Genomic DNA, 12392 nt, shown 5'->3' with positions numbered 1-12392 from the left:
TCAGCCGATGCCGGCTACCAAGGAGCGCCACAGCGCGAGGAGCTGGCCGAGGTGGATGTGGACTGGCTGATCGCCGAGCGTCCCGGCAGGGTAAAAACCTTGAAGCAGCATCCGCGCAAGAACAAAACGGCCATCAACATCGAATACATGAAAGCCAGCATCCGTGCCAGGGTGGAGCACCCGTTTCGCATCATCAAGCGGCAGTTCGGCTTCGTGAAAGCCAGATACAAGGGGCTGCTGAAAAACGATAACCAACTGGCGATGTTATTCACCCTGGCCAACCTGTTTCGGGTGGACCAAATGATACGTCAGTGGGAGAGATCTCAGTAAAAACCGGAAATAACGCCAGAAATGGTGGAAAAAATAGCCTAAATAGGCTGATTCGATGTGTTTGCGGGAAAAAAATCGGCCCAGATCCGCGAAATTTTAATCAGCGAGTCAGCTTGGGAAGAAATGACCTGCTTATTCGCACCTTCCTTAAAAAAGGAGCCTTCGGGCTCCTTTTTTGTGCGCGGTGATTGCGCATTGATATGGAATAATAACCGTCTGCTGGTGTATAGTGTCCGAGGAATTAATTATAATTAATTGATAAGTATATGAAAAAAATCACAACATCGATTCCTGCCCTCGACAAAATTATGCGCGTCTTCGCTTATCTGATGGAATGCGATGGCGCGACGTTCACGCAAATTCATCAAAATTCAGGAATCGCAAAAAGCAGTACCTCTTCTTTACTGACGGGCATGGTTGCGCATGGCTTATTGCGTCAGGAAAAAGACAAATATTATCTTGGGTTACGGCTCTACGAATTAGGGAATAAAGCCGCTGAACAGTACGATATTAAAAAAATCGCGCTGCCCGTACTGGAAGAAATTCGTAATGCGACGGGTTTAACCTGTCATCTTGGCGTACTTGAAGGCGACTCTCCTATTTATCTTCTCAAGCTGGAAAGCCCACAGGCAATTGTGATCCGTAGTTGGGAGGGCAAGCGCCTTTCGCTGCACAGTTCTGGTCTGGGGAAAGTGCTGATTGCCTGGCTTAATTCGGAAGAGCTGGATGAGTTGCTGCCGCCCGATCAGGTTCTGACGCGCTATACCGAAACGACGATTACCGATGTGGATATCCTCAAGCAGGAATTAGCCGGGATCCGTCAGCGCGGTTGGGGCTATGATAACGAAGAAGATTCTTTAGGCGTCCGTTGTATCGCGGTGCCCATATTTAATGCCGAAGGGAAGGTGGTGGCGGCCTTGAGTGTGTCAGGCGTCGCGTTCCAGATCCCGGATGATAAACGAGAAACGCTTGCCATGCAGATGATGGATGCCAGTCGTCGCCTGTCGTCGATGTTGCGCTAGTCTTTTCGCTGCTAAATGAAAAGGCGGGCGCTAAGCCCGCTGATGAGAGTTACAACCCGGCGCGCTGTAGAACCTTTTTCAGGCTGGTGATATGTGCCTCATTTGCCGGTTGCACTGGCGGCATGACCTCAACCGAGATATCAATGCCACTGAGTTGAATGGCTTTTTTGATAATCCCGAAGAAAGGCGTATCCAGACTGTAAATAGTTGATAACGCAGACAGTCGACGTTGCAGGCGAAACAAGGTCTCATATTCTTTTTCGCGCCAGGCACGATAAATTCCACAGGTTAACTGCGGAGCAAAGTTAGCAGTTGCAGGGATCCCGCCATTTCCTCCCAGGATCAACGTGTCCATCATATATTCATCGTAACCAGAGAAAATAACAAAATCAGGGCGAGCCGGTCGTACGGTATTGATAATTTCGCGAATATGGCTAATGTTATCCACGGTATCTTTAATGCCAATGATATTGGGAATGTCATGTGCCAGCCGGGTAATTAAATCAATGCTGAGATCCTGGCCGGTAAGCGCCGGAAAGTTATAGAGGATAACCGGCGTGTTGATACTTTCGGCGACAGTTTTGAAATGGTGATAAATATACTCATCGGTCAGTCGTGCATAATAAGGATTGAGGACCAGTACGGCATCGACTTCCAGACTGTCAGCATGCCGACCGTAATCAATGACGTCTTGCGTGCTGGTACTGCTGATCCCTAACAACACCGGAATTCGATGATTGATATGTTGAACGCAAAACTCAGCGGCTTCCAGACGCTGCTCTTTTGTCATATGGCAGAACTCACCGCCGCTGCCAAGTAATAATACGCCATTAACCTCGTTCGCAATAAGATGGTCAAGTAAGGTCGCCATCCCTTTCTTATCTAATTTCCCCTGGGCATTAACAATGGTCGGAACAGGCGGAAAGACACCGTTGAATTTTTCAGTTTGCATAATGATTTTATCCTTAAAAGCAGGTGGGCTGGCGATAATGCCGCCCACCAGGGACGTTATTTAATCCAGGCTCCCGCCATTAATGAGGTTGCGTTGGTCGTAAATTGCTTAAAGACGCCGCGTCGATTTGAATAATCCGGTTTTGTCCAGTTTGTCCGACGGCGTTCAAGACAGTGCTGAATTTCTTCTTCTGTTTTGTACTCACCGTGAATACCCACAATGTTGAGCTTGCGCCCCTTGACGTCCATTTCGATGAGGTCGCCGTCTTCGACAAGCGCAATGGGACCGCCATCGGCGGCTTCCGGTGAAACATGGCCGACGCAAGGGCCGCTGGTTGCGCCGGAGAAACGACCATCGGTAATCAGGGCGACTTTGCCATCAAGACGTTTGTCGTAAACAATCGCGTCTGTGGTCATGAGCATCTCCGGTGCTCCCGAACCTTTAGCCCCTTCATAACGGATAAAAATGACATCACCCGGTTCGATGTGGTTATGAATAATGGCTTGCTGGGCATCCTCTTCCGAATTGAAAACGCGCGCAGGGCCGGTATGGTGGTGCATCTCTGGCGCGCAGGCGGCATATTTAATGACTGCGCCTTCTGGTGCGATATTGCCTTTTAACACGGCAATCGACCCTTTCTTGGTGGCGTTTTCCGGCTTACGAATCACCTCTTCCGGGCTGACCCGATAATTACTCAAATAACCGTGGTTGCGGGTAAAGAAACCGGACTGATGGAGCATTTCCAGGTTTTCCCCCAGCGTCCGGCCAGTCACCGTCAGGACATCCAGATCCAGATAGTCGCGAAGATACCATTGCACCATCGGCACGCCGCCCGCGAACCACATCATTTCAGTCACATACTGACCGCTGGGTTGAATGTTGGTGAGGTAAGGGATCTCATTGTTTATCTGGTCAAACAACTCAGGTTTCAGTTCCCAACCCAGTTCATGGGCGATCGCCGGGAGATGGATCATGGCGTTGGTGCTGCCACCGATGGCGGCATGGACCTTAATGGCGTTTTCAAAGGCGGCAGGCGTGAGAATTTTCTGCGTCGTGATATTTTTCTCTGCCAGGTATAACGCCTGATGACCGGCGTTTCGCGCGATGCGGCGAATTTCCGCCAGTGTCGAGGGCAGCAATGCGCTTCCCGGTAAGGCAAGACCGAGCGCTTCAGACATGCACTGCATCGTGCTGGCGGTGCCCATAAACTGGCACGCGCCTGCTGTCGGGCAACCGCACTGCTGCATGGCTTCCACCTGCTGGATGCCTATCTCGCCTTTCTTGAGTTTGGCGGTAATACCACCGAGATCGGACGTGCTCATATTCGGTGCCGGACGCATTGAGCCGCCGGGGATATGCAGCATCGGAAGATTCAGGCGCGCAGCGGCGATCAGATGCGCCGGGATCGATTTATCACAACTGGAGATCAAGATACCGGCATCGTATGGTACGACGGAAGCATGAATTTCGACCATGTTCGCGATAGCCTCACGGGAGGCTAAGATATAGTTCATCCCGTCATGACCCTGACCCCAGCCATCACAAATATCGGTCACGTGGTGACGAACGGCACGACCGCCGCTTTCGTGAATGCCTAAGACGGCTTCATCGCCCAGATGATTAAGATGAAAGCTACCGGGATGACTTTCGCCATAGCAATCATCCACCAGAACCTGCAGTTTATTGACATCTTCTTTGGTGTAATTCATCCCCAGACGCAGGGCGTCCAGTTGTGACCACAGGTCACGGGCGTGTTGGCATTTCTGACTCATTTGGCGATTCCTTCTTGTTTGAGCGACGTCTCAGGCGCCGATGCATGATGAGGGTTGCTACTGCCTGCAGGACGGGCAGTAACCGAAGGTAAACTGAACAGCAGCGCGACGGCGATGAGGAGTGCGGCAACCAGCACCGTCATCCCTGCGGTTTGTGAGAATGTGACGGTTAACAGGCCCACCAGATAAGGACCAATAAAACCGCCAATGTTGCCTAATGCGTTGATGGTGCCGCGTACGCCGCCCAGCACGTTGGGAGAGAAGAGTAATGGCGGTAATGTCCAGAACGGTCCCGCATAGGCCTGCAGGAAGAAGCCGCAGATGACCATCATGCCGTACGCCAGCCAGATGTTATCTTTCAACAGCAGGGAGAGTGCGAGACAGGCGGCAAAGCCCAGCAACGGAATTGCCGTATAGAGGCGGCGATTCATGGTTTTGTCGCACCATTTGGCAATGTAGTACTGACCGACGATGCACAAAATGTACGGTGCCGCAGTCAGTAAGCCGACGATAGTCATTCCGCTGCCGGTCAGGTGTTTAATCAGGTTTGGCATCCAGAGGGCGAAGCCGTAGAAACCAACCTGCACGAAGAAATAGATACCGATCAGTTTCCATAAGTTAATGCTGCTCAGAACATTGCGAATGCTGCTTGTCTCACCGGCGATCGTCAGTGCGCGATCGGCCTGCAGTTTCTGTTCGATCCAGGCGCGCTCTTTAGGATCCAGCCATTTGGCCTGATGAGGATGGTCAGAAACCAAAGGCAGCCAGACGAACAGCAGGCCGAGAGAAAGTAAGCCTTCGATGATGAACATTTCTCGCCAGCCATAGGTTTCGATCAGCCAGCCGGAAAGCGGCCCGGTGATGATTGAGGCCACGGCAAGGTTCATCTGGAAATAGGCAATCGCTCTTGCGCGTTCTTCATTAGGGAACCAGTGACCGATCAGCGCCAGAATAGCGGGATAGACCGCACCCTCAGCGACGCCAAGGACAAAGCGGATAATCAGTAATTGGGTTGGAGTCTGGACGAAGCCTGTCAGCAGCGCGAACCCGCCCCATGCGACGATGGTCCAGGCGATTAATTTCTTGGCACTGTATCGTTCCGCAATTTGACCGCCGGGAATTTGCAAAAAGATATAACCAATAAAGAAAATACCGGCGACCAGACCGGCAAACGAGGCGGTCATCCCCAGGTCTTCGTCCATTCCTCCCGCAATCCCAATTGCGATGTTCGTCCTGTCCATGTAAGCCACGATATAAACGAGGATGGTGGCTGGAATGATGTGCAGCCAGCGCCCTCGCGTAGTTGGTTTATCGAGTTCAATGCTCATTAGCGCATCCCTTAATAGTAGAGGTAGTTTGTTCTGTATAGAGAACTATTGTTCTGTATGCAGATACTATGAGGGGATAAATTTTGAGCGTCAATTCCATATTCTCAGCAAGGTTATATTTTGTGATTTGCTTCATATCCTGCTGCAACACTCACCGGAAAGTGTTCTGGCACGAAAAAAAAGAGGGTTGAAAACAAAGGGGAATGGCTGACAGGCTGATTCTGGTTACCGATTTTCGCCGGATAAAGAACGCACACGCGAACAGGCAACGTATTCCATACGGGGAATGGCGGTGTTTTTTGAGGATTTCAGGGGCGGGGAAGTAAGTGTTTCGTTACCGCAGTGCGCGTTGTGTTGTAGAGGGAAACATAAAAACGCCCGATAGCGTGTCGCTATCGGGCGTGAGGAGATTACGATGCCAGTGAAAGCTGATGTTTCGCGACGTACTCTGCCAGCCACTGGGTCATGCGAGACTGCTGTTCGGCGTTGAGCCACATCCCTTCTTTGGTACGACGCCACAGCGCATCGTCTGCACGGCGAACCCATTCGTGGTCTACCAGATATTTCAGCTCTGCTTCGTAGAACTCATGGCCGAAATCTTCGCCTAAATCCGCGACAGAGGTGGCTTCGCCGAGGATCCACTCTGTGTTGCTTCCGTAGGTGCGTGAGTAATGGCGCGCCAGCGATTCGGTCAGGAACGGATAACGACGGCGCAGTCTCGCCGCGTAGTCTTCGCGATCGCCACCGATTTCACCGCCTGGCAGCACGCAGTCTTTGGTCCATGCCGGGCCAATGCCCTGATAGTACGACGACAGTTTCTCCATCGCGTGCTCGGCGAGCTTACGGTAGGTGGTCAGTTTACCGCCGAAGACAGAAAGCAGCGGCGCTTTGCCATTTTCGTCATGAATATCCAGCGTGTAATCACGGGTGATGGCCTGCGGTGAATCGGATTCGTCGTCGCACAGCGGACGCACGCCGGAATAGGTCCAGACGATATCGTCACGACCAAGCTGTTTCTTAAAGTGCGCGTTGTACACTTTCAGCAGGTAATTGATTTCGCTTTCGTCGATTTTTACCGCTTTTGGATCGCCTTTGTACTCGACGTCGGTGGTGCCGATGATGGAGAACTCATCCATCCACGGAATAACAAACACAATGCGTTTATCTTCGTTTTGCAGAATGTAGGCTTGTTTCTGGGTATGGACGCGCGGCACCACGATGTGGCTACCTTTGATCAGGCGAATACCGTATGGCGAAGGCAGATGCATACCTTCGTCGAAAAATTCTTTCACCCACGGACCCGTGGCGTTGACCAGCCCACGCGCCTGCCAGGTGAATGTCTTACCGGTATCGATATCTTCGGCTTCGACGATCCACAGACCGTTTTCGCGACGCGCAGAGGTTGCACGAGTGCGGGTTAACACTTCCCCACCTTTTCGCACCACCATCTGGGCATTGGCCAGCACCAGACGCGCATCGTCGACCCAGCAGTCGGAATATTCGAAACCGCGCACAATTTCCGGTTTCAGTACCGACTCTGCGCCAAAACGCAAACCGGCAGAACCCGGTAAGCTGGTGCGTTTACCTAAATGATCGTACATAAACAGACCAATACGAATCATCCATGCCGGACGCAGGTGAGGGCGATGCGGCAGGCGAAAGCGCATTGGGAAGGCAATATGCGGGGCCATTTTCAGCAGCACTTCGCGTTCAGCCAGCGCTTCGCTCACCAGCCGGAATTCGTAGTGTTCCAGGTAGCGCAAGCCACCGTGGATGAGTTTAGAACTGGCAGAGGAGGTTGCGCACGCAAGATCTTGCGCTTCCAGCATCAGCACGGATAAACCGCGTCCAGCGGCATCTGCCGCGATACCGGCACCGTTGATGCCTCCCCCTATCACAATCAGATCTTTGGTTTCCATGCTGCCCTCGTGCGCTTTCGTTATGGCTCATAAATGTTCGTTATCGAGCATAATAGCAAAGAAACGCTCCATTGGTAACATCGAATAAACAATTTACAGTGATACATATAACATTATGGCGTTTCACTCCCATGGGGACGTACACTAACGGATAAAATGCCGAAAACGTTTCACCTGCACGATAAAGAAGAGAATGTATGGATCAGTTTGAATGTATTAATGTTGAAGAAGCGCACCAGAAGCTGCATCAGGGCGCGGCGGTACTGGTGGATATCCGCGATCCACAAAGTTATGCGATGGGGCATGCTCCCCAGGCATTTCACCTGACGAACGACACGCTGGGCTCGTTTATGCGCGATCACGATTTCGATACGGCGGTTTTGGTCATGTGCTACCACGGCAACAGCAGTAAAGGCGCGGCGCAATATTTGCTTCAGCAAGGCTATGACGCGGTCTACAGCGTAGATGGCGGTTTTGACGCCTGGCATCGCCATTTCCCTGCCGAAGTGGCATACGGTTCGTCTTCATAGCCAACAAAGATGCAGCTTGAAATTAGAAGGGTATATATACTGTCCTCTTTTGTATGGATTAAGCGACAGCAACCATGTTGATGATTACCTCTTTTGCTAACCCCCGCGTGGCACAGGCCTTTGTTGATTACATGGCGACGCAGGGTGTTATCCTGACCATTCAACAACATCATCAAAGCGATGTCTGGCTGGCGGATGAAACGCAGGCCGAACGTGTGCATGCTGAGCTGGCGCGTTTTATGGAGAACCCTGGCGATCCGCGCTATCTCGCGGCCAGCTGGCAGTCCGGTCATACTGGTAGTGGGCTGCGTTATCGCCGCTTCCCGTTTATTGCCACACTGCGTGAGCGTGCCGGCCCGGTCACCTGGCTGATTATGGCGGCCTGCATTCTGGTATTTATCGTCATGAATATCGTTGGCGATCAAACCGTGATGGTGTGGCTGGCCTGGCCGTTTGACCCATCATTACAGTTTGACGTCTGGCGCTACTTCACTCACGCCTTCATGCACTTTTCGCTGATGCATATCCTCTTCAACCTGCTGTGGTGGTGGTATCTTGGCGGTGCGGTTGAAAAACGTTTAGGCAGCGGCAAACTGATAGTGATTACGGTCATCAGCGCCCTACTGAGCGGATATGTGCAGCATAAGTTTAGCGGCCCGTGGTTCGGCGGGCTTTCCGGCGTCGTTTATGCGCTGATGGGTTACGTCTGGCTGCGTGGCGAGCGCGATCCGCAAAGCGGAATCTACCTGCAGCGCGGGCTGATTATTTTCGCGCTGATTTGGATCGTCGCCGGATGGTTTGATTTGTTTGGGATGTCGATGGCCAATGGCGCACATATCGCCGGGCTGGCAGTTGGGTTGGCAATGGCGTTCGCGGATACGTTAAATGCGCGAAAACGAACATAGTTCCAGGGAATAACAATGAAACAAACACAACGACATGATGCAATCATTGAGCTGGTAAAAAAACAGGGATACGTCAGTACTGAAGAGCTGGTGGAGCATTTCTCCGTTAGCCCACAAACGATTCGCCGGGATCTCAATGACCTGGCCGAACAAAACATGATTCTGCGTCATCACGGTGGCGCGGCGCTACCGTCCAGTTCCGTCAACACACCGTGGCACGATCGTAAAGCCACGCAGACGGCGGAAAAAGAGCGTATTGCGCGTAAAGTTGCCTCGCAGATCCCTAACGGTTCAACGCTGTTTATTGATATCGGGACCACGCCCGAGGCCGTGGCGTACGCGCTACTCGACCACAGCAATTTACGTATTGTGACCAACAACCTCAACGTGGCGAACACGCTGATGGTAAAAGAGGATTTTCGCATTATTCTCGCGGGTGGTGAACTTCGCAGCCGGGACGGCGGTATTATTGGCGAAGCGACGCTCGACTTTATTTCTCAGTTCCGCCTGGACTTCGGCATTCTGGGGATCAGCGGCATCGACAGTGACGGCTCGCTGCTGGAATTCGACTATCACGAGGTGCGTACCAAGCGCGCAATTATTGAGAATTCCCGCCACGTCATACTGGTGACGGATCATTCGAAGTTTGGCCGTAATGCGATGGTGAATATGGGCAGTATCAGTCTGGTGGATGCGGTATATACCGATGCTCTGCCCCCAGCAGGGGTAATGAAGGTGATCACCGATAACCATATTCAACTGGAACTGTGCTAACGCGTTGATGAAGAGACTGCCCGGTCAGCGTGAGTGCAGCCGGGCAACATTACACCCCATAACCCATCATTTTCAGCAGCCGCTGCGCGTGTTGGACCGCATCCTGACGGTGCGCCACGCCCAGTTTTTGATACAAATTACGGATATGCGTCTTGATGGTGGTCGCCGCTACCGCCAGTTCGCCAGCGATTTGCTCGTTGCTGTAGCCGGAGTAGATAAGCCCCAGCACCTGCCATTCGCGCTGCGTCAGCGGACTGGTGCGGATTAGCTCTGGTACTTCCGGGTGGTTCAGCAGGCGCTCAACAAAGCTTTCGTCAAAGTGGGCGAACTTGTGGCGGTGATGCTGGTTGATCTCACGCAGAATGCGCTGCGCGCGGTGTTGGTCCAGTTCCGGCAGCGTATTCAGTTGAATAAGCTGGCGTAGTTGCTGCGCCATCGACTCGCCTTCAATCACGAAATGGCTGATGAATCCGGTGCGATTGGCTAATTGCAGGGCATCAAGCAGCACGCGCTGCGCGTCATTTTTGCGCCCGGCCTGCCAGTAAAGTTGGTTGAGCAGCAGCAGGTTACGGTTAAGGTCGCTCATCAGGCGCAGGCTGCGTGCGTTTTCATTCAGCTCTTCGAGTACGATTTCAGCGGGTTCAAATTCACCCAGCAGAATTTGCGCTCTGGCGATATTACGCCACTGGCCTTGCAGGAAGTGGTTATTGGCAAACTCCGGTTTCGGCGTCTGGCGCAGCCAGTTGGCGGCCGACTTTTTATCGCCGACCATTTGCCAGTAGATCACCCGAACTTTATCGGCGTTTGAGATCCAGTCGCTATGGTAGTGACCGTTGCCCAGCAGATTCTCCAGGCGGTTGAGATGGCTGCGGGCATTGTCCAGATCGCCACGGGCCAACGAGCACTGCACCAACAGCGCCAGACACTGTAATTGTTGCTGCGGCTGAAAGGCGGAAAGCACTTCGATACCGCTGCGCGCAGAGGCTTCCGCTTCATCCAGTCGCGCCCACGCCCACAGCAGTTGGGCCCGAATGCGCACCAGAAATTCGTGCATGGGCAACTGTTCCAGATGCTGATCTTTAATCAACTGGAACGCTTTCTCCTGGGTTTCCCAGGCGGCCTGCAAGAATCCCTGGGCAAAGAGGATTTCACTCTGCTGGATCAAACTCCAGAGCGCGTAGTGCCAGACATCATGATGACGCGCCATCTGTTCGGTCTGCTGCATCAGCGTTAAGGAGCGAGAGAGGTCGCCTTTACAGTGCAGCACTTCGCCGTGCACCGAGGTTGCAACAATACGGCTGTAATACAAGGCGATGGGCAACTCATCCAGCGCCAGTTTCGCCAGGCGTTCAGCCTCATCGGGATTGCCGTCGTTGATCGCCACCTGAGCGCGGAGCGCGTTAAACTCGGCATGCAGCGTGCTGTCCATCACGCCCTGAATCTCTTGTTCGGCACGGGCCAGCAGGGTGTTTACTTCGCTGTAGCGATGCTGGCTCTGCATCAGCCAGGCCTGTAACAACACCAGACGCGGGTTTTCCAGCAGGCTTTCCCACGGCAGCGCTTTTAGTGACTCTTCCAGCAGCGCCAGTTCGCTGTGGTTAAACAATCCCCACGCGTGGTTAAGCAAAATATCGCGCAGCATATGCGCATCGCCGGCCGCCAGCGCATGGTGGATGGCTTCGCTGGGGAAACCCTGCGCCATCCAGCTTTCCGCTGCGGCGCGATGGATATCAGGTAACTCGGTCGCCAGTTCCCACTGGCAGCGCTGGCGCAGGAAACTGCCAAACAGCGGGTGATAACTGAACCATTCGCCGGAGTCATCCATCCGTTGCAGGAAAAGCCCTTGCCGCTCGATCTCTTCCAGCCGCATCTGACCATTTTCTTCGCCGGTTACACGTACAATCAGCGCATCGTTCATTGACCGTAAAACTGCACTTTTCAGCAGGAAAAGGCGGGTGCTGACATCGACGCTGTCCAGCACTTCATCGACCAGATAATCTGAAAGATGGCTGGCGTTAATTCCCGCCAGACGGCGTGCCGACTGATGCGCAGAGTGGTTGTTTTGCCGCGCAGAGAGGGCGATGAGCTGTAATGCGGTCGCCCAGCCTGCCACATCGTCACACATCCGGCTGCTTTCGGTGGCTTCGATGGGGGAGGATAAGCGGCGGTCAAAAAACTGTTTGGCTTCCTGATGATTAAAGGCCAGTTGCTGACTGCCTATCTCCAGAAGCTGGTCGCGCACGCGCAGGTTGGCAATCCCCAACTGCGGTAAATTACGCGACAGTACCACCAGCGTGAGATTTTCAGGCTGATGACGCAGGAAGAAGCGCATGGACTCATGAATCACCGGATTAGTGATCAGATGGTAATCGTCGATGACCAGATACAGCGGGCGATGCCATTCCGCCAGCTCAATAAAGAGCTGCGCAAAAAGCGAAGTCAGACTGACATACTGCCGTTTTTGCACCATCACTTCGCTGGTAGTGCAATGACCGTTAGTGGCCTGCTGTACCGCGGCAATCAGATAGCTGGCAAAACGCTCCTGCTGGTTGTCGCCCTCATCCAGTGAGTACCAGCCGAGTTCACTTTTCCCGGCGGCCCATTGTGAAATGAGCGTAGTCTTCCCATAACCTGCAGGACTTGTGATCAGGGCCAGCCTGAAATTGTTCGCGCCGGAAAGTTTAGCCAACAGGCGCTCACGGACCACTGTATGGTCGAGACGAACCGGACGACTTAGTTTGGACGGAATCAACATAGTTAACACTTCACTGTGGAAAATGGGGGACTGCGATTTTTTTTGCGCTTCGTAATTAATAGATATAAGGTCGGCCAGATTAGGAACTTTTGCAAGGTATGTCCG

The 12392-nt window shown here is 52.9% G+C and carries 10 protein-coding genes; 5 read left to right on the top strand and 5 right to left on the bottom strand.

The genetic code is table 11. The features are described from left to right. Together OGW13_RS25645 and OGW13_RS25640 are read left to right on the top strand one after the other, a co-directional pair. Positions 1 to 330, top strand: a 330-nt coding sequence (locus tag OGW13_RS25645; protein WP_202096121.1) for a transposase, incomplete at its 5' end; no start/stop codon positions are given. Between the two features lie 266 nt (positions 331 to 596). Further along, positions 597 to 1352 (top strand): IclR family transcriptional regulator, encoded by a 756-nt coding sequence (locus OGW13_RS25640; RefSeq protein ID WP_042998453.1) that lies wholly within the window; start codon positions 597 to 599, stop codon positions 1350 to 1352. A 49-nt stretch (positions 1353 to 1401) separates the two neighbouring features. On the opposite strand, the gene OGW13_RS25635 is transcribed toward OGW13_RS25640, so the two are convergent. From OGW13_RS25635 to glpD, 4 genes are all read right to left on the bottom strand, one after another. After that, on the bottom strand, positions 1402 to 2307 hold the full coding sequence (locus OGW13_RS25635) for a dihydrodipicolinate synthase family protein (RefSeq protein WP_054176523.1): 906 nt from the start codon (positions 2305 to 2307) through the stop codon (positions 1402 to 1404). A gap of 53 nt (positions 2308 to 2360) precedes the next feature. Beyond that, the gene (gene ilvD / locus OGW13_RS25630; RefSeq protein ID WP_044263849.1) at positions 2361 to 4076 is read right to left on the bottom strand and encodes a dihydroxy-acid dehydratase; all 1716 of its coding nucleotides are present in this window, start codon (positions 4074 to 4076) and stop codon (positions 2361 to 2363) included. Next, positions 4073 to 5404: an MFS transporter gene (locus OGW13_RS25625; RefSeq protein ID WP_044253536.1), complete on the bottom strand. Its 1332-nt coding sequence runs from the start codon at positions 5402 to 5404 to the stop codon at positions 4073 to 4075. The genes ilvD and OGW13_RS25625 overlap by 4 nt, the downstream gene beginning before the upstream one ends. A 410-nt stretch (positions 5405 to 5814) precedes the next feature. Beyond that, positions 5815 to 7323: a glycerol-3-phosphate dehydrogenase gene (glpD, locus tag OGW13_RS25620; protein ID WP_044253534.1), complete on the bottom strand. Its 1509-nt coding sequence runs from the start codon at positions 7321 to 7323 to the stop codon at positions 5815 to 5817. A 197-nt stretch (positions 7324 to 7520) separates the two neighbouring features. On the opposite strand from glpD, the gene glpE reads away from it, so the two are divergent. The 3 genes from glpE (at position 7521) to OGW13_RS25605 (ending at position 9532) form a co-directional block, all read left to right on the top strand. Then, positions 7521 to 7853 (top strand): thiosulfate sulfurtransferase GlpE, encoded by a 333-nt coding sequence (glpE, locus tag OGW13_RS25615; RefSeq protein WP_042998449.1) that lies wholly within the window; start codon positions 7521 to 7523, stop codon positions 7851 to 7853. A 74-nt stretch (positions 7854 to 7927) separates the two neighbouring features. Beyond that, positions 7928 to 8758 (top strand): rhomboid family intramembrane serine protease GlpG, encoded by an 831-nt coding sequence (gene glpG, locus OGW13_RS25610; RefSeq protein ID WP_042998448.1) that lies wholly within the window; start codon positions 7928 to 7930, stop codon positions 8756 to 8758. 15 nt (positions 8759 to 8773) lie between these two features. Further along, a complete protein-coding gene (locus OGW13_RS25605; RefSeq protein ID WP_042998447.1) occupies positions 8774 to 9532 on the top strand; it encodes a DeoR/GlpR family transcriptional regulator in 759 nt (252 codons plus the stop codon). A 49-nt stretch (positions 9533 to 9581) separates the two neighbouring features. Here OGW13_RS25605 and malT read toward each other — a convergent pair whose 3' ends face one another. Continuing rightward, positions 9582 to 12287: an HTH-type transcriptional regulator MalT gene (gene malT, locus OGW13_RS25600; RefSeq protein WP_287116631.1), complete on the bottom strand. Its 2706-nt coding sequence runs from the start codon at positions 12285 to 12287 to the stop codon at positions 9582 to 9584. Between the last annotated feature and the right edge of the window lie 105 nt (positions 12288 to 12392).

The organism is Citrobacter sp. Ca225 (assembly GCF_030337175.1).
GTDB classification, from domain to species: Bacteria; Pseudomonadota; Gammaproteobacteria; order Enterobacterales; family Enterobacteriaceae; genus Citrobacter_A; species Citrobacter_A amalonaticus.
The sequence above is the reverse complement of the archived record's forward strand: the minus strand, read 5'-3'. Positions and strand labels throughout refer to the sequence as shown.